The sequence below is a fragment of the Streptomyces sp. NRRL S-337 genome (assembly GCF_000720175.1).
Taxonomy (GTDB): Bacteria; Actinomycetota; Actinomycetes; order Streptomycetales; family Streptomycetaceae; genus Streptomyces; species Streptomyces siderophoricus.
Window position 1 is genome coordinate 1 of record NZ_JOIX01000087.1, and the last position, 17,707, is coordinate 17,707.

15 protein-coding genes and 3 pseudogenes are annotated in these 17,707 nt (G+C 66.5%); 9 read left to right on the forward strand and 9 right to left on the reverse strand.

Annotation, left to right across the window (positions count from 1 at the left end; translation table 11 throughout):
- From IG62_RS0135305 to IG62_RS0135320, 4 genes and pseudogenes are all read right to left on the reverse strand, one after another.
- Positions 1-381, reverse strand: a pseudogene (locus IG62_RS0135305) (mobilization protein); the annotation flags it as partial.
- Positions 378-939 (reverse strand): annotated as a pseudogene (locus IG62_RS42640) (MobC family plasmid mobilization relaxosome protein). The pseudogenes IG62_RS0135305 and IG62_RS42640, both read right to left, overlap by 4 nt.
- 358 nt (positions 940-1,297) lie before the next feature.
- Positions 1,298-2,020: a DUF2637 domain-containing protein gene (locus IG62_RS0135315; RefSeq protein WP_037840118.1), complete on the reverse strand. Its 723-nt coding sequence runs from the start codon at positions 2,018-2,020 to the stop codon at positions 1,298-1,300.
- Between the two features lie 43 nt (positions 2,021-2,063).
- Positions 2,064-3,806: a DnaB-like helicase N-terminal domain-containing protein gene (locus IG62_RS0135320; RefSeq protein ID WP_420711157.1), complete on the reverse strand. Its 1,743-nt coding sequence runs from the start codon at positions 3,804-3,806 to the stop codon at positions 2,064-2,066.
- Between the two features lie 260 nt (positions 3,807-4,066).
- On the opposite strand from IG62_RS0135320, the gene IG62_RS0135325 reads away from it, so the two are divergent.
- The 3 genes and pseudogenes from IG62_RS0135325 to IG62_RS42645 form a co-directional block, all read left to right on the forward strand.
- The gene (locus tag IG62_RS0135325) at positions 4,067-4,612 is read left to right on the forward strand and encodes a helix-turn-helix transcriptional regulator (protein WP_030813273.1); all 546 of its coding nucleotides are present in this window, start codon (positions 4,067-4,069) and stop codon (positions 4,610-4,612) included.
- A 133-nt stretch (positions 4,613-4,745) separates the two neighbouring features.
- Complete coding sequence (locus IG62_RS0135330; protein WP_030813276.1) at positions 4,746-5,045, forward strand: helix-turn-helix domain-containing protein; 300 nt, start codon at positions 4,746-4,748, stop codon at positions 5,043-5,045.
- Positions 5,046-5,056: 11 nt separating this feature from the next.
- Positions 5,057-6,264, forward strand: a pseudogene (locus IG62_RS42645) (tyrosine-type recombinase/integrase); the annotation flags it as partial.
- 823 nt (positions 6,265-7,087) lie between these two features.
- On the opposite strand, the gene IG62_RS45595 reads toward IG62_RS42645, so the two are convergent.
- The 4 genes from IG62_RS45595 to IG62_RS0135360 all read right to left on the reverse strand — a co-directional run bounded on the left by IG62_RS45595 (position 7,088) and on the right by IG62_RS0135360 (position 11,911).
- The gene (locus IG62_RS45595) at positions 7,088-7,714 is read right to left on the reverse strand and encodes a hypothetical protein (protein ID WP_234326874.1); all 627 of its coding nucleotides are present in this window, start codon (positions 7,712-7,714) and stop codon (positions 7,088-7,090) included.
- A gap of 104 nt (positions 7,715-7,818) precedes the next feature.
- On the reverse strand, positions 7,819-10,185 hold the full coding sequence (locus IG62_RS43520) for a hypothetical protein (RefSeq protein WP_234326875.1): 2,367 nt from the start codon (positions 10,183-10,185) through the stop codon (positions 7,819-7,821).
- A gap of 48 nt (positions 10,186-10,233) precedes the next feature.
- Entirely contained in the window at positions 10,234-10,704 is a 471-nt protein-coding gene (locus IG62_RS0135355; RefSeq protein ID WP_158795162.1) for a hypothetical protein, read from the reverse strand.
- A gap of 955 nt (positions 10,705-11,659) precedes the next feature.
- A complete protein-coding gene (locus IG62_RS0135360) occupies positions 11,660-11,911 on the reverse strand; it encodes a hypothetical protein (protein ID WP_030813285.1) in 252 nt (83 codons plus the stop codon).
- 373 nt (positions 11,912-12,284) lie between these two features.
- Here IG62_RS0135360 and IG62_RS0135365 point away from each other — a divergent pair, with 373 nt between their 5' ends.
- Positions 12,285-13,952, forward strand: coding sequence for a pentapeptide repeat-containing protein (locus tag IG62_RS0135365; protein ID WP_030813287.1), 1,668 nt, complete (start codon positions 12,285-12,287; stop codon positions 13,950-13,952).
- Positions 13,953-14,216: 264 nt separating this feature from the next.
- Complete coding sequence (locus IG62_RS0135370) at positions 14,217-14,618, forward strand: hypothetical protein (RefSeq protein WP_234326876.1); 402 nt, start codon at positions 14,217-14,219, stop codon at positions 14,616-14,618.
- 95 nt (positions 14,619-14,713) lie between these two features.
- Here IG62_RS0135370 and IG62_RS0135375 read toward each other — a convergent pair whose 3' ends face one another.
- The gene (locus IG62_RS0135375) at positions 14,714-15,472 is read right to left on the reverse strand and encodes a GntR family transcriptional regulator (RefSeq protein WP_030813300.1); all 759 of its coding nucleotides are present in this window, start codon (positions 15,470-15,472) and stop codon (positions 14,714-14,716) included.
- Between the two features lie 79 nt (positions 15,473-15,551).
- On the opposite strand from IG62_RS0135375, the gene IG62_RS49260 reads away from it, so the two are divergent.
- The 4 genes from IG62_RS49260 (at position 15,552) to IG62_RS0135385 (ending at position 17,506) form a co-directional block, all read left to right on the forward strand.
- Positions 15,552-15,830, forward strand: coding sequence for a hypothetical protein (locus IG62_RS49260; protein WP_078872448.1), 279 nt, complete (start codon positions 15,552-15,554; stop codon positions 15,828-15,830).
- A gap of 364 nt (positions 15,831-16,194) precedes the next feature.
- The gene (locus tag IG62_RS50335; RefSeq protein ID WP_078872450.1) at positions 16,195-16,422 is read left to right on the forward strand and encodes a hypothetical protein; all 228 of its coding nucleotides are present in this window, start codon (positions 16,195-16,197) and stop codon (positions 16,420-16,422) included.
- On the forward strand, positions 16,422-17,162 hold the full coding sequence (locus IG62_RS0135380; RefSeq protein WP_078872451.1) for a GntR family transcriptional regulator: 741 nt from the start codon (positions 16,422-16,424) through the stop codon (positions 17,160-17,162). The genes IG62_RS50335 and IG62_RS0135380 overlap by 1 nt, the downstream gene beginning before the upstream one ends.
- Before the next feature lie 59 nt (positions 17,163-17,221).
- Positions 17,222-17,506 carry a hypothetical protein gene (locus tag IG62_RS0135385; protein WP_324604667.1) on the forward strand — a complete coding sequence of 95 codons (285 nt, stop codon included), beginning with the start codon at positions 17,222-17,224 and terminating at the stop codon, positions 17,504-17,506.
- The last annotated feature ends 201 nt before the right edge of the window (positions 17,507-17,707 follow it).

The window sequence follows — 17,707 nt, forward strand, 5'->3', positions numbered from 1 at the left end:
GTGGCGGACGGCGATCCAGCGGCATGCCAGATCGTCGCCTTCGGGCGCGACGCCGGCGGCGGCCACGATGCGCTGGGCGATCTCGCCCCATTCGGCATCCGAGAGGTAGCGGTCCTCAGGTGCGGCGCGGACGGGGCAGTGCCAGACGTGATCGGTGATCTTCTTGCCGAACTCGCTGTTGCGCAGGCGGACGGGCTCGTCGAGGTGGCGGGCGAGTTGGGTGAGGGTGGCGTGCTCGTCGCGGCCGGGGTCGGGCATGCCGAGCATGGCGAAGCCGGCGACTATGTGCGGGTCGAGGTGTTCGTCGTGGCGGCCGGGTCCATAGAGGTAGGCAAGCAGACCGCGGGTCTTGGAACCTGGTCGCTTGATGGCGGCGATCATGCGGCAACGTCCTCCCCTGGGTCGGCAGGCTGGCGCAGGGCCTTGGCTATCAATTCCAGCAGGCGGTGGAGTTCGTCGAGGCGCTGGCCTATGTCGGGCGGGGTGAGGTCGCTGTTGAGGGCGCGGGCGATCTGGTTGACATTGACGCCGATGCGGTTGAGCTGGCGCAGCACCTGGGCACGGAAGATGTGGGTACGGCGGCGGGTCTTCCGACAGGGGCAGGTTGGCGGTGAACCGGCCGGTGAGGAAGGCCAGGACGATGTCGGCGGCGAAGCCGGATTCCCCTTTGTAGCCGTGCTCGTCGGCGGCCTCTTGCAGCTGGGTGTGCTCGTCGCCGGTGAACCGCAGCGGGCCGACGCGGACGGTGCGCTTGGTGCCGGTGAAACGGCGAATCGTGGGCTGCACGCTCTGCACGGTGGGCTCGCCAGCGGCGAGGACGTCAGCTGGCACGGGCCGCAGAATCTCGCGCTGGACAGCGTGGAGCGTGTCCGGGTCGGGGCTGCCCTCGGCCCCGGCCTCCAGGCCCTGCGCCCCCTGGCGCTGGGCCGTCTCCGCCACCCCCGGGGCGGAGATCCCCGAAGACCGGCCTTGAGTCGGACTCGGGGTACTACTGGCTCCGCCAGGGGCCGTCCTTCCGAACGCCCGCCGCAAACCGGCCATCAGCTTAGGGGACTTCGTCAGGGGCGAGGGCGCGTTGTCGGTGTGGTCAGGGTGGTGTGGGGGGTGCGGCATGGATGGTTCTCCGGTACGGGCCGGGAGGCGTTGAGTAGGGCAGGCGGACTGGTGGGGGCGGGCAGGCACTTCGGTTCGGTGTCGCTTGAGCGGTCCCAGCTCCGGTCCACGGGTGTGGACAGGCGCTCGGAAGGCGGGGACGGCCGTTGGTGGGGTGGTCGGAAGGGTTCCGGTCACCCTGCGGTCAGTCCCCGTTCGGGTCGGTCCCGAGTTCGGTCCGCAGGATGTTCATGACCTCGGTCAGTCGTTCGCCGCCGACCTTGAGGCCCTTGCCCCGTACGGCTTTCAGGACGACCGTGCGGGAGAGGCGCCCCTGCTCGCCAGCGGCAATGCGCCCGACCTCCACGAGCTTGTCCAGGGTGGCGTCGGCCGGACGGCCGCCTCGGCGCTTGGCCTCTTGAACTCCCGCGCCCTGAACCCGGGTGTCCTGAACCGCGGCGACCGGTTCCGACGGGCCATCGTCGGTGGCTTCGCGGGTGACGAGGATGTGGAGATGGACGGCTCCGGCCAGGGCGAGCGGGGCAATGGTGGACAAGAGGCCGATGGTGGCATCTCCCAAGTGCAGTTCGCCTGAGGCGCCCTGCTGATTGAGGCGGATGGCATGGAGGGCGTTGGCCCAGATGCTCGCGGCGGTGGCAGTACCGAAGAGTGTCCATACGTAGAGGCGGGCCCGGAAAGGGGCGGTGCGCAGGACGAGGAGGGCGCGGACGCCGTAGGCGATGAACCCGTCGATCACGAGCGGGAAGAGGTAGGTAAGCAGGCCGCGGATGTGAATGGCTACGGCCATCTGCTGGAGAGCGTCGTACGAGAGGGCGCACGCGGCGGCGCCGAGAGTGAGGATCGCGGCGTGGTCCCAGCTGGTGACGTGGTGGCTAGTGGTGCCGGCGGGTATGGCGAGCGTGGTCATGCGGGGGTGCTCCGGGTGCTTCTGGGGCGGTCGATCACGGTGTTCACGGAGGGGGCGTACACGCGAGCCCCCTTCTAAAGGGGGGCTCGCGCGTGAACGCTGGGGCGCGTGTACGGCGTGTACGGTCGCGTGAACCTTTGACCTGCGGATTTGCGGTCAGCGTGGGCGCGCGAGGCGTGGCGTGGAACCGGGGTGACGACAGTGGTGCGTGTACGCCCCCGTGTACGGTCCTGCTGGTCTCGGGGCGAGGCCAGGAGACGGCGCCGATGTGGCGGACGGAGGCGCAGTACCGGGCTTGCTGTCCGCCTCCGGTGCCGCCTGCGGAACCGTCTGCCTTGGCGGCGAGCCCGGCCTTGACGAGTCGGTCCAGGGTGCGCCTGGCCTTCTCAGTGGCGGCGCGGCCCGGGGCGGCGGTGCCGCTCTGAATGGCGGCGAGATCGCGGACAGTCAGTCCGTCGGGCCGGGCGCGCAGGATCGCGACGGGGTCGAGGGCGGGGTCGACCGTGGTGGTGCCGCGCTCGTGGTCGTGGATCACCTGGAGAGGGCCGACCTCGCCGTTCGGGGTCTTCAGGTGGTGAACGGTGACGGCGGGGTCGCCGGCCTTGCCGTTGACGAACAGGACGCTGCCCGCACCGGACGTGTACCAGGTGGAGCCGTAGACCTGGTCCATGGTGGGTTGCTGGGCGCGCGGGGACTCTGCGGTGGCCTTGCGGCAGTGGTGGGTCTCCATGATCTCCACGTCTTCGCGCAAGGTGCGCTGGCGGGCGTTGTGGAAGGCGACGGCGAGCGCGTCGTCGACCATCGTGCTGACCGCGTCCTTGAGGCTGTCGATCACGATCGTGTCGGCCTGGTGGGCGGCGGCGAGGTCGGCGAGGAGGTCGGGCTCCTTGTCGAGCGTGGCGGGCAGCGGGCCCTGCCAGACGACGAGCCCATGCCGTATCCGCTTCTCGTGCTCGGGCCGGATGCGGCGGAACATGGCCTTGGCGATCTGCTTGGGGCGGTCCATCGCCAGGTACAGCACGCGCTGGCTGGGCGCGACGGGCATGTCCAGGACGCTGCCTGCGAGGCCCAGGCGGGCGAGGACCACCTGGTGGGCGATCGTGGTCTTCCCGACACCGGGCGGTCCGACGATCATCAGGCTCTCGCCCGAGGACCATGCGGTCTGCTCGGGAGTCCCCCACAGAGGGGCGGTCGCCGCGCCGGTCTCGGTAAGGAACCGCCAGCCGTCGACGGCGAAGCGGGACAGGCGTCCCTGCCCGGAGGACAGGGCCCGTTCTCGCTCGGCGCGGACATCCGACTCGACATCACTGCGGATCAGGTCGGGATCGGCGCCCGGCTCCATGGTGCGCTGCACGGTGCGGAGGCCGGACGCGCGCAGTCGGCGCAGGTCGGCCATCTTGCGGACGATGCCGGCGTAGTGGGCCGCTCCGCTGACGGAGGGCGGGGCGTCTGCGAGCCGGTGCACGTAGACCCGGCCGCCCACGCGCTCCAAGTCGTCCTGCTCATGCAGCCGGTCGCATAAGACGATCGGGTCGGTGGGCTTCTCCTCGCTGCGCAGGGCAAGGACGGCGCGCCAGATCGTCTCGTGAGCCGGGCGGTAGAAGTCGGCGCCGTCGAGGAGGTTGCGTACGGCGTTGACCACTGCCGCGTCGTGCATGCAGGCGCCGAGGACCGCTGCCTCGGCGTCCATGTCGTGCGGTGGAACCGCGGTGATGTCGGCGGGCGGAGTGGCTCCTGCTGCCTGGCGGGATGGCGTCTGCCGCGGCTGGGCCGTAGGCTGTGCCAAGGAAACTCCTCACCCGGCGGGCCATATGGGGCGGCAACCCCGGCCGGGCCGGTAGGTCGTTCAGGGATGGGCGGTCGTGAGGTTTCTGATTCGGGCCCCCGGTGTCGTAGCACCGGGGGTTTTCGCATGTCTGACGCCGTTCGGCGGCGGACGCCCACAATGCGCTCCCGAACGAGTTGCGTTTGGCTCCGAAATGAGGTTACCTGTTCACCCCGGGCCACAGCGGTCCGGCCGAGGCATGCCCGCGAGGAGGTGTGAGGGTGAGCAGTGACGACGGTGCGTCCCGCGCCGGCCCCGAGCGGCCCCTGCCGGAGAACAACGTGGCCGAGCGCATCAAGCTCGAACGCGAGATCCGCGGCTGGAGCACGCAGAAGCTCGCCGAGAGGATGGCCGAGGTCGGCCACCCGGTAAACCAGTCCGCGATCTGGCGCATCGAGAGCGGCAAGCCACGCCGGAGGGTCAACCTCGACGAGGCACTCGGCTTCTGCAAGGTCTTCGACATCCCCCTCGACGACCTGACCAGCCCTCCGGGCCACGTCTCCAACGCCGAGGTGCGCAGGCTCATCGGCGAATACGTCGAGAGATGGAAGGACTGGCGGGCCGCGCGCAAGCCGATGGACCGCGCCAGGGACGACATCGACGAGTACATCAAGGCCCACCCCGACCAGGAAGACATGGTCAAGGCCCTGCTCACCTACGAGGTCTCCGGCGCCTCCGGCAACGACTTCAGGCGCCACCGCGACGTGCCCTACTCGCACAGAAGCCTCATCGGCGACGACGCCCCTGCCAAGCCCGACGCCGATTAGACGGACTACCTGTCGTCCGATGCTACGAACACCGGACACCAGGCCCCACCAACACCAACGCCCATCCCTGAACGACCAGTACGGCATGGCCGGGGTTGCCGCCCCATATGGCCTGCCGAGACGAGGATCCCCCTTGCCCCAGCACAACCTGCCCATACCCCAGATCGCCCACCTCCTCGGCGTACCGGAGGAGAACCTCCGCGCCCTGATGGTGGAGCGTGACGGCTCCCAAGGTGACCCCACCCTTGTCGGGCTTACCGTCGCCGAAGCCGCCCGCCGCATCGGCATCGGCCGCACCAAGATGTACGAGTACGTCAGCTCCGGCGAGATCCCTTCCGTCAAGATCGGAAGCCTTCGTCGCATCCCTGCCGAGGCGGTGAACGAGTTCCTCGCCAGGCGTCTGAGCGCCGGCGACTTCGTGGCTGCGGCCTGAAGGCGGCGGACATGGCAAAGAACCGTCAGCCCAATGGGGCGTCGTCCATCTACCTCGGCAAGGACGGCCGCTGGCACGGCCGCGTCACCGTCGGAGTCAAGGACGACGGCACCCCCGACCGCCGACACGTCTCCCGCAAGACCCGAGCTGAGGCCACCAAGGCCGTCCGCGAGCTGGAGCGGCAGCGCGACTCCACCGGAATCCGCAAGGCCGGCCAGACCTGGACCGTCACAACCTGGCTGACCCACTGGGTGGAGAACATCGCCGCACCCAACGTCGGCGAGAACACCATCGACGGCTACCGCGTGGCGGTCTACCACCACCTATACCCGGCCTGGGCGCCCACCGCCTGGAAAAGCTGGAGCCGGAGCACCTGGAGCGCTTCTACCAGAAGATGCGGGCCAACGGCAGCGCCGCCGGCACCGCCCACCAGGCGCACCGCACCGTCAACACGGCGCTCAACGAGGCCGTACGCCGCCGCCATCTCACCACCAACCCGGCCTCCATCGCCAAGTCTCCCAAGGTCGAAGAGGAGGAGGTCGAGCCGTACTCGCTGAAGGAGGTCCAGCGCCTCCTCGCCGAGGCCGCCAAGGTGCGCAACACCGCTCGCTGGGTCATCGCGCTCGCACTCGGCCTGCGTCAGGGCGAGGCGCTCGGCTTGAAGTGGGAGGACGTCGATTTCCAGGCGGGCGTGATCCTCGTCCGGCGCGGACGGCTGCGGCCCCGCTACAAGCACGGTTGCGGCAACCGCTGTGGGCGCAAGCCGGGTTACTGCCCACAGAAAATCAACACCCGGCGCGAGACGAAGGACACCAAGACTCGCGCCGGCAAGCGCCCGATCGGCGTGCCGGAGGAACTGCTCAAGCTGCTACGACGGCACAAGGAGCAGCAAGAACGCGAGCGGGCCCTCGCCCGTGACCTGTGGGTGGAGAAGGGGTACGTCTTCACCTCGCCGACCGGCGAACCGCTCAACCCCAACACCGACTTCCACAGGTGGAAGGACCTACTGAAGGCGGCGAAGGTTCGCGACGGCCGCCTGCACGCCGCCCGCCACACTGCCGCGACCGTCCTGCTGATCCTCGGCGTCCCCGACGCGGTCGTCGACCGCATCATGGGCTGGGAGCCCGGCAAGTCCGCCCGCATGCGCCGCCGCTACCAGCACCTCACTGGTCCCGTGCTTCAGCAGACGGCCGCGAAGATCGGCAGCTTGCTGTGGGGCACGAGGGCGCATGTGCTCGAACCGGTCCCAGGAGGTCCAGTGCCTGGCCTGAGTCAGGCATCTGTCCCGGCGGGGTCGACGGTGTACGTGGCTCTCCTCGGCGAGCGCCGTATCCCGTTCCTGCACCGCGAGCATGCGGACGGGGTGGCCTCGCAGTGGGGCGCCGACCATCCTGACCATGCTGCGGAGGTCGAGGAATGGGATCGAGAGAAGTGGGCGGACAAGGGTCCCGGCGGTATGCGGGCCATCCGCGACGGCGTGCCCGACCGCCGGATAGTCCACCACGCCCACGCCGTGTACCTGCCTGGCGGCGGGCGGCTCAACATCGGCCGTGATGATCAATGGTCTGTGGTGGCCTGGGAGTTCGAGAGCGGCCTCTACACGGACTTGCCGGTTCGCTGGCACACCATGCGTCGTCCCGGTCAGGAGGTCGAGGCCCGCGTCCGTGGCACGGACAAAGAGGCCGTGGCCGTCGCTTTCGCTGAGGCTTGCGCACAGGCTGTGGACCGCGCGCGGCATCCCGGCAAGTACGGCGACATGGGGGACTGATGTCTCTGTCGCCTCGCCTCTGCTGGTAATGGGCAGGGCGAGGCGACAGCCGGGCCGGAACAGCAATACGTACTCGGCATTTCGGGCTCTGCGTCTTGCCTTTACAATGGTGGCGCATGGCCGGAATCGCGGTAGGGAATTTCGTCGGGATGCAGACGGACCCTCGCCAGCCGCCAGGCCGCATCGCGTGAGAGCTGGTGGCGGTGTGCCCGTCGTAGGCGGGATGCGAGGATGCTGGTTCGTGGGGCCAGAAGCCAGCGCAACATGTTGAGTTTCACTGGCGTTCCTCGATGGCGGCCACTTCAGCGGCCAGTTGTTTGTGCCCGAGGGCTGTTATCGCGCTGCGCAGGATCTTCAACAGGTCGCGGGCGTTGTCCTCGGTGAGCCTTTCTACGAGCGTGTGCAGGACCTTGGCGATGAGGATCCATCGGGATTCTGGATGCCACTGGTGAATCTGCTGGACCAGTTCTTCGGGGGCGAGACTGGGCGGAGGCCCTCCCAGCCGCGGGGAGGGTTGCAGCAGGGTGTACAGGCGAGCGGACGAAGGGTTCGCGAGGAGTTCGTCACGCAGGAACTCCATACGAGCGCGGGCCTGACGGCGCTCCAGCTCATCCAGTTCGAGCTCGTGCCGAGAGCGTTCTCTCCGGCGAGCGGCGGCGCTGACTCCCTCCTCGACCTGCAGTGAGGCAGTGGCGGCTACTACCTCCACTCCGTCGCGGCATAAAGGCAGTTCGTCTCGCAGTGCGACGACAAGGTCCTGTGCCGCGGCCTGAGGTCGGAGCACTGATGCTCCGGACAGAGCCTCCTCGACGATCTTCCGGACAATGTGGCCCGCAATCTGAGGTGCGTCGCTGATAGCTGTCCCTGGTGGCGCGAGCCGCCAGGTGACGCGGATATCCACCTCGAACGGCAGTCCCTCGTCGCGGCTGTCAGGGCGGTCGGCGAAGACGCAGGACCATATCGGTGCTGGGGATTCAGGTTCCCTGGCGCGGTTACGGCGCCACCTCATACCGGGTGGTCCGTAACGTCGGGGTCCGCCATGCTCTGTTGGAAAGATTCAAGAAGGCCGTCATCGAGCATCTGTGTCACTTCGGTGTACACGGTGCTGTGGCTCGGGGCATGCGGGGGTACGTCAAATGCGGTGGTCAGCTCCTCGTCTTCGCCGGCTCGTGCCCATTCGCGGACGATCGCACGCAGCCGGTCCCGTGGGCTCTCTACGGGCCGAGTCGTGATGTCTGTCTGGCCGTCGTCCGTGGTGTCCTTGACTGCGGCGCTGAGGATCGTGAGGACGCTGTCCTTGAGGTCCGGGTAGTGACGCACAGCGTCCAGCCAGAGACGGACCGCCAGCGCGTCCTCCCCGTCGCGTTCGAAGGTGTCATTTCCGTGCAAGACCGCCCGCCAGCCAGTGGTGAGGTCGGTTGCAGACGGCTTGAAGCCGCTCTCGCCATCGCTGGCCAGCAGCACCGGTAGAGCAGGGGAGGCCGGATCCGTTGACACAGTCAGCGTCCTGAATGCCTTTTGCCCTGCTTCCAGGGTGTTCGCCTCCCCGCACCACGCCACGACGTACTCGAAGAGGGTGGGGCGGGCGGTGGGGTCGTGCCACAGCGTTTGCACGGCCCTTTGCAACGCCTGACGCACCTCGCGGTCCTCGGAGCCGGCCGCATGCCGCAGGCGTCGCAGGGCCTTTACGGTGTACTGGAGTCCGAATTCTCCAGCACACACCTCCACGGCGGCGAGGCGCTGTGCGGCGGTGCCCGTCTTGGCCCATTGCAGGAGCATCTCGTGCACGTAGGAGGCGCTCGCTGTATGAAGGCTGGCCGAAGTGAGCAGCTCGATGAGTGTGGGCCACAGTGGCTTGTCCTTCCAGCGCACCGCGAGGACACGCAGGGGATCCTGGCGGCGTTGGCGCACCGCCCAACGCACAGCGAAGCCGCCGATGCGCTGAGCCATGGCCTGCTGCTCCTGCGCGCTGAGGCTCTCCAGCGCTTCCCGCTTTTCCTTCAAAGGGGCCCCGGCCAGCCAGTCCAGGAACTTGGTTCGCGACAGCGGGCGGTCGATCCAGAAGTAGTCAAGTGCCGCGTCGTCCCAGTCAGGCCGGTTGAAGACGACCGTGTCATCCGGCTGCAGTTCGGCGTCGAGGGAGTCGACCATCTCGATGACTCCCGGCTCCCGCTGTCCTCTCAGCGATAGATCTCCGTCCCCAAGTGCCTCGGACAGGTCTGCCGCGCCGGCGTAGAGATGGGCGACCGGGGCCCCACGAAGGGCGGAGCAGGACATCAGGAAGTTCCGCTGGAAGCTGGTGCGTTCGGGAGCTTTGTGCCATTCCAGAAGTTGACTGCGCCAGTTGCTGCGAGCGGCAAGCACGCTGAGCACCTGCCGGTCAAAGGGGGTGTCGGTGCCCCTTTTAAGCTTGTGCGCCAGAGACTTCAAATTGGGCAGCTTGGTGTCGTTGGCTCGGTGGGCGTCCAGGATGTAACCGACGATCTCCAGGACTTCCACTGGCGGTTGCCCCTCCAGCAGGGTCAGGATGTCCTCATCCCTCAGCCAGCGATCGACCGGGAGCTCCGGCGCTTCCGCATGCAGCCACTTACGGGCGATCTCTATGGGCGGCGGTACGCCGAGCGAGGGCCGGATGCCTTCGGGAGCCCCGCTACCGATACGTCGCCACTGCTCGGGGGTGGTCAACACGACTAGGCGTGCCTTACGGCGTGCTAGTTCGGCTTGGAGAGACTCAAGTAATGCACCGAACGTGTCGGATACCTTGAAGTCCTCTTCATCGGGCGGGAGCTCCATCACGTAGGCCCAATTCTCGGGCCGGGGCAGGCGGTGCACCGGGAACTCGGGGAAACCACCGTAATTGAGCTGACCGGCCCTCACGCCTGGGTACTCGTGCCTCAGCTCAGCCAGCAGCGCGCGGCCCATAGTCGTGCGTCCCTTACCCGGACCTTCCGCGAGTACGGTGATAGACCCGGGATGTTTCCACGACTTATAGAGGTCGTCAAAGTCCACCCCGCCCGTGGGCCGGACGTACACCGCGCGAACGGCGGCCAGAAATGCGTCCGAGAACTCACCGTGGTCGAGCGGACTGTCGAAGCTGGCGTTGACCTTTACGGCGTTCATTTCGCCCAGGTTCAGCAATGCCAGCTGCCGTAATCGCGTTACCGCGTCGCTGTCCAGAATCGAACTCAGTCCCAGGGCGTCCAGTTCGTCTTTCCGGGGCTGGTCCGGGGGGCTCGGCACACCAGGGGCGACATCCGGTGGTGTAGGTGCATGCGGCGGTCCATAGAACCCGCGCTCCTGCTGATTCGCTGTGCCGCTGTACTCGCCGTCGGGCCGTGGGCCCGTGCCATATCCCTGCTGTTCCTCTTGCATCTTTATCCCCCCGATGAGCTGGGACGCTCCCTGCCTGGCCTGATGTGCTTATCCGAGCGTGCCGTCGACTTCCAGCCCCGTGACCTCTCCGCCCCGATGCACAGTCTTGGTGCGCTGGTCAATGTCGACCGATGCCTTGTCGGTAACGTTCTGGGCTCTGACTGCCCGTGCCACGGCGTCCTGTTCGATCTCGTCCATACGCTGGACGACCCGTACTCCGGCAGCGGGACGCTGCTCACCGACGAAAGTGAAGCGCTGTCCGTAGACGATTTCGAGGTCATCGCGTACCTGGCTCAGCGTCCGCACGAGGACGTCGTCCTCAAGTCGAATGAGGTCAGGATTGCGCCGATAGACGGCCATTTCCCGGGCGGCACCTTCCAGACGGCGGAGGCGCTCCTCGGTCAGCTCCTCTGGCCGCAGACGGAACGGTGTTGGAGCCGCGACAAGTGCCGGACAAGTGGGCTCCTGCTCCTGCGGCTGTGCGCGTCGATCAAGGGCAGCCCCCAGGCGGCCGAACAAGAATCCGAATATTTGTGGCAGCGCGGAAGTGGCCACCGTTGCCAACGACAAAGGATCTGTCATTCGTCCCCCGATCTGCAATGTAACGCTCGCGCCCAAGCGGGCTTGCGTATGGCCCCCTATCCGGGGGCTCTTGAAAGATCGCAGACCAGGCTAAGGCCGGGAGCGGTTCGTGGGTGAAGAGGGAATTCCGCCAGGCCCATAACCGCGATATCTCGCCAAGTGCGGTCAAGATCCCGAGCTGTTTCGGTTTGTGCCAATGGAAGATGCCTCTGGCGGATCCGTCTCGGCGGGTTTCCTGGGCCGTTGCGTGTGCCTCCGCGTCTGAGCTGCGGGTTCAGGGATACCAGCCGACCCGGAGATCGCCTGTGGTGAGCGTGGCGCAGGAGACACACTTGGATACCAAGGGGGCACAGAACGCGACGTTCGCTCTGGCTGATCCACTCAGTCTCTCTGGCCTAGTGGTGGCCGGATCCTGCTGAGCTGCCCGCTGGGCGACGGTGTCGGTGGGCGCGCCCCTGCAGCTGCGTAGGCCGCCTCATCAAGTGCTGCTGTCGTCTAGCCGCACAACTGAGACCAAAACTGAGACCACGCAACGACGAGGGCCCCGACCAAGATCTGGTCGGGGCCCTCGTCTGCCCTGCCGGGCGGAGAAGCGACGAAGGCCCTGACCAGCCGAAACTGGTCAGGGCCTTCGTCGTATTGCCCGGTGAAGGCAATGGCGGAGGATACGAGATTCGAACTCGTGAGGGGTTGCCCCCAACACGCTTTCCAAGTCTGGTGGTGCCGACAAGGGCCGTGTTCATCGGTGTCCAGCCCCGTTCACGCCCGGTCGGAGCGCCGGCGAAATCCGCAGGTCGCACGGTCTTGAACTCTGGCGTACGAAGGTGAATGAGACGAAAACTGAGACGGGCTCGGACCAGCGCCCCATGCCTCATCAGACGGGCATAGCAGCTCAGTTGAGGAGTTCGGCCCGCTCTCGAACCCGGTCGTCCAGCTTCCCTCTCTCCAGGTCGTCAAGCGCGGCTGCGTAACCCGCCATAGCTGCCTCCTGAACAAGATCGTGTAGGTCGACCGGAATCGTCTCGAAGACCCCGGAGCAGATGTTCGCGGCTACGTCGTACGAAGGTTGGTAGTGCCGATCGCTGATGTCGGCGCCCAAGGCGCTGACGAGATCGCGTAACTCTTTCCTCTGGGCATCACTCATGTCCGCCTCGATACCCTCCGGCCCTGGACGAGAACCGCTCTGCCTGCGCCTCGGCTTAGGGCCCTGATCTTGGGAGGCATCGTGCGTTTCGTGCCTTCTGCGGGGCTGTGCTGCGCGAACAGCGGCTGCTGGCGGATGAGCGTGATAGATGGCGAGAGGCGTGCTCAGGGCGACTACGTGGCGGGTACGGAAGGCTAGAGCCCACAAGTCTCCGGCGGGCCGGCAGACTTGTAGCAACCGGGTATGAACCTTGGGGCGTCCTCGGGGCATGACTGTTCCTGGCACTCCCGTACCTTCGCCGGTACCGCCCGATTGGCCGCATTGCGCGCTCGGCGCCGACTCCGCAGATCCGGTCGGTTGCCGCGGGCGCCGGGTGGAGCCCTACACGAGGTGTCTAGCTCACCTGGCCGGGCCCGATCGCACGGCCTACCTGGCGAGTCTGGCGCCCGGCAACGACCTGGACCACCGCGGCACCGTCCTGACACCTGAATTGCTCGATGGGCTCGTCAACAAGATTCGCGATCCCACGACGAATCGGCCACGCATGGGCGCCGTCGACTTCAGCGAGGCGACGTTCACCGGCGATGCTGGGTTCAAGAACGCGATTTTCACCAGCCGTGCTTGGTTTGACGGGGCTACGTTCGCCGGTGCCGCCTCGTTCAACAGGGTGACGTTCTCTGGCATCACTGGGTTCCGCAACGTGACATTCACCGGTCGAGCCGGGTTCGAGAACGTGATTTTTACCGATCGCGCATTGTTCGGCGGGGTGACGTTCTCTGGTGCCGCCTTGTTCAGCAGGGTGACGTTTTCCGGCGACGCGGAGTTCCGCATAGCGACCTTTGCCGGTCGAGCCGGGTTCGAGAACGTGATTTTCACCGAACGGACCTTCTTCGGCGGAGCGACGTTCGCTGGTGCCGCTCGGTTCTTCTCGGCGACGTTCGAGGCAGCACCGCAGCTGGGGCCGCTGGTCTGCAAAGAGGCGCTGGACCTCTCGGGGGCGGTGTTCAACGCTCCTGTGAGCATTGAGGCCGCCGCAGCGTACCTGGTCTGTCGGCGTACCCGGTGGGCCTCTACCGGGTCCCTACGTCTCCGCTATGCCACTGTGGACTTGAGCGATGCGGTTGTGGAGCATCCGCTGCGCGTCACCTCTCATTCGTCCGCTCCCATTGGTATTCGTGGGCGCGCCCTTGACGAGTCGCTGCTCACGGAACGGGACGCGGGTGTCCGGATCGTCTCGCTGAGCGGCATCGATGCGACTCATCTGGTCCTGACCGACATCGACCTTGCCGGCTGCCTGTTTACTGGCACCGTCCATCTCGACCAGCTCAATCTTGATGGCCGCTGCACCTTCGCTCGTGCCCCCGCCGGCTTTCACTGGCAAGGGCGCCGCCTGCTCCGCTGGACGCCACGTCGCACGCTTGCCGAGGAACACCACTGGCGTGCCGCCCGGGGAGCGGCCGGATGGATGGCTGAACCTGACGGTGCGGAATCCGCGGGTCCGGAGGTGCTAGCGACCGTGTACCGCCAGCTGCGCAAATCCCTTGAAGACGGCAAGAATGAGCCGGATGCGGCGGACTTTTACTACGGCGAGATGGAGATGCGCCGCCACGACCAGGATCGTCCCTGGGCTGAGCGGGCCCTGCTCGCGGTGTACTGGGCCGCCTCCGGCTACGGGCTGCGCGCCTCCCGCGCCATCGGGTGGCTACTGGCCGCGATGACTATCACGCTGCTGGCCCTGATGTTGTGGGGCCTACCGAAAGACGGCCCGAAGCCTGAGAGCACCGGGCAACTCACTGGCCAGCGCATCACGCTGACCACCGACACTCCCGACCTGGATAACCCCGACGGTCCGCTACCTGAGCGCATCACGAGCGAGCGGTTCGATAAGGCCCTTCGGATCGTTATCGACTCCGTGGTATTCCGCTCCTCTGGCCAGGGACTAACCAACGCCGGTGCCTACACCGAGATGGCTTCTCGCATTACCGAGCCGGTCCTGCTTGGCCTCGTCGTCCTCGCCGTCCGTGGCCGTGTCAAGCGATAAGCAGTGATGGCCCTTCCAGCGAAGTCGCCAACTAGGTATCTCAGAATTGCCAACCATGGCGCACAGTCAAATCAGTGATTGCAATTAATGCGGTTTAGGGACCATTCCCTGCCGTGTCTGACCCGCGCCGTAAGTGGATTAATCCCCTGCAGCAGGGGGATGCCTCCAGTCCCAAAGGTTTGGCGAGTGCACCTTCCATACAACTTAGGGGCGGATATGCAGTGGACAGCAGTTGTGGCGACGGCTGTGGGTACGGTCCTTGGCGTGGTCAGCACGCTTGTTGCCGACCGTGTCCGGTGGCGCCGAGAGAGATCGGAGAGGGACCGCGACGCGCTACGCACCTCATTCATGGAATACCTGGGCGCCCTCGCTCAAGCCCGTGACGCCTTCACTCGGGCTGAGCCTTCCCAGGTTCGTATCGGTAGGGGCCACATCGCGGTCAGCGAGTACGGCGTGTATACCGCGCAGCACCAACTGGAGTTGGTTGCGCCGCAGCTGGTCCTTGACAGGGCCCGCCAAGCCACCCTCGCGGTGCTCGACTTCCATGATGCCGTGGTTGCCGGTCACGACGCGGGCTCGGACGAGTATCTAATAGCGTGGCGAGCTGTAGGTGAGGCCCGCAGCAGGTTGGTTGAGGCTATGCAGACAGCTCTGAGGCGTTACTGAGGGAGCAATTTGGCCGTCTGCTGTTCCCATGCGAGCCCGTACGTCCCTGATTCGGTTTCGCGGGCGGGAGTCATATTCTCGCCTTAGTCGTCTGATCACTTGTCGTCGATCGGGATCTCGTAGACGATCTCGCACAGAGAGGCGGGGACAATGATGTCTGCCGTCTCCACGGGCCGACCCTGGTCGCTGTAGTAAGTCCGCCGAATGTGCGTGACCAGGCTGGCCTTCTGGATGCCGAGGAGCGACGCCTCCTCGGCGTTTGCTTGCCGCGGCTCCGGCTGCTCCACAGCGTGGCTGACCGTGATGCCGATCTCGGCCATGCGGTTCACCACCCCTACACCGGCGTGCGGCCCACCCTCCGGGAGGACGACGAGCGTGCCGCCCGTGAGGTCGTACGGTTCCCAGCTCGTCGACAACTGCACCGGCTTGCCGTCGGCGAGGAACTCGTACACGGTGCGGACGCACAGGCCGCCCTCGTCGATACCGAGGCGCGAGGCAATCTCAGCCGGTGCCGGCACCTTCGCCTCGGTCCGGCTTTCCCAATCTCCCTGCTTGCCCACGGCCTTCATGTCCGCGCGGAACGGGGAGCCGTCAGGCTGCTCGCGTGCCGACGAGCGGACCACGCGTACGCGCTGACGAGGAGCGGCGACGTACGTGCCGGAGCCGGCGCGACCTTCCAGCACTCCCTGGGAGATCAGCAGCTCCTGAGCCCGACGAACCACGTTCTCCCCGACGCCGCACTCCTGCCCGATCTGGGCTCGTGACGGGAGTCGGTCTCCCGGCGCCCACTCATGCTCCGCGATCCGTCGCCGTAGTTCGTCAGCGATGCGGAGGTACGGCGGCTGCTCAGGCATATGGAAAATCTAGTCCACTAGCTCTAATCTAGTTAACTAGCTTTACTCCAAGTGATCGCCCGACGACGGAGGCTGCTCTGTGCCTGCTGCGGAAGCAAGAGCCGAAGGCATCGCAGCCCGGTTGTCCGCCGTCGGACTCACCCCGCGCGTGGAACAGCACGCCCGACACACGTCGATCGAAGCGGAGGTACCGGAATCGCTCGCCGCCGAGTCGTGGCGGGAGCTCTTGGAAGCCGTGGCAGAGGCCGATCGATTCGGGCTTCTCGCCAACAGCTTGAACGGCCGCACCTTATGGGCGGCCGTACGCACAGCGGCCCCCGCGACGGGCGATGTCCGGGGGCCTGGCCATCAGCGATAGGAGCTGATCAGCGTGTTCAACCGTATCTGCCACACCGTCTCGCAGACCGATGAGAGGCCCGCCATGCTGGGCCGGCGCCACCATTCCCCGAGGCCCGTCCAGCCGGCGGCCGCCCCTCGTGATCGCCTTGCGCTCCACTGGCACGCGACGGCGGAGGCTCTCTGATGCCTCCTCGTAAGCGGCTCGGCGTGACCCACACGAAGGCCGTTACCTACCAGTCCAGTTCTTGCCGCATGGGTACGCACTGCGAGTGCGCGCATTCCTCTCCTGCGATTGCCCCGATCGGCATCCCCGTGGTCTATGAGGCGTGCAACTGCTCCTGCCACACAGCGGCCGCCCGCGCTGACCGAACGGATGGCCTTCAGTGAGGGGCCGGACACCAAATGGTGCGGCGGTCGCCGCCCCCATCGAGATCACATCTGCCAGCGTGCAGCGCGGCGACGTCATCCAGATCGGCGGTTGCCCGTGCCGCGTCACCGACTTGCTCCAGCTTCCCGGCGGAGCGAAGCGCCTGTGGTTCGAGTCGGGCGAACTTCTCACCATGCACTCCCGGACTCGGCTCGTAGCCCTACGAACGCTGAGAAGGTGGTGATGCGGTCCGTGCCCTCTCTCCGCCACACCATCGCCGATGACATCCGAAACAAGATCTCGACCGGCCGGTTCAAGGCCGGCGAACGTCTCCCCTCCGAGGCACAGCTAGCTTCCAACTACAAGGTCAGCACAGCGACGCTGCGAAGCGCCCTTGCGGTCCTCCACGGTGAGGGGCTCGTCGAGAAGATCCACGGCAAGGGCAACTTCATCCGCTATCCCCTCCGCCGAATCACCTACGTCGGGGGCGGTCTGACACCCAGGACGGAGCCCTCGGCTGAGTCGGCGTTATGCGTCAGCATCCGCGCCACCAACCTCCAGGCGCACGGTCAACTGATCGGCCTGCTAGGGGTGTCGGCAAGTAGCCCCCTGACCGAATTCCACTGCCTCAGTCACCAGGGGAACGCAGTGCACAGCCTCGCCCGCATCTACGTACCCCGCGACCTATCGCCGACTGACGTTCCCGCCGAATCGCACTCCTACGAGGGCGTTGAGGCAAAGCTGGCAAAACTCCGCCCACCACTGGCCGAGGTCCGGGAGCGAATCAGCGCTCGCCCTCCGACACAGGAGGAAACGACGACCCTTCGAATCAGCTCGGCCCTGGCAGTGCTCGCGATCACGCGAGTGGCGTCCGACCACACGGGACGCGTGGTCGAGGCCGCGCACCTGGTGCTCCCCGGCGACCGCGCCGACGCACTCTTCACCACCCACTACATGCCCCACCAGAGGACGAGCGGACAATGACGCCCCACAACGAGCTGCGACTCCTCCCGTGGTCAGGCCCCGACGGCAGGCCCTGCTTCTTGAGCACCGATGACCGCGGCGGCTTTCTCGCCCGCCTGGCTGACAACACCGAGGAGTTGCAGCTGGACATCGCAGCCGAGCTCGGAGAGCACGCGCTCGAAGTGCTCAGTGACAGGGAGGACTGGCCCAACGAGCTACGGCTGCTGGTGATGGACATGGCTGGTGCGTTGCGTGACGTACGTCGCGTAGCGATCAGCCGCGGTCACCGCCTCCCGCCCACAGTTCCTCCCGAGTGCGAGGCGGGCGACGAAGGCCCTCAGCTGCCGGCGGCATCCTTCGGCTAGCAGCGCCAAAGCGAACGGTAGGGGAGCCCCATACTGAATCTGGGGCTCCTCTACCGTTTGATTAGACCCGCCGGGGCTCACTCAGTTCAATCACCAGCTCCGCGCCATGGAGACACCTGGGACCTCCGACTGTAGTCCTGGGATTGCTCGAGGGCGGGACTCTATATTCCTGTTGATTTCAGGAAATCTTCCGCAGTCAGC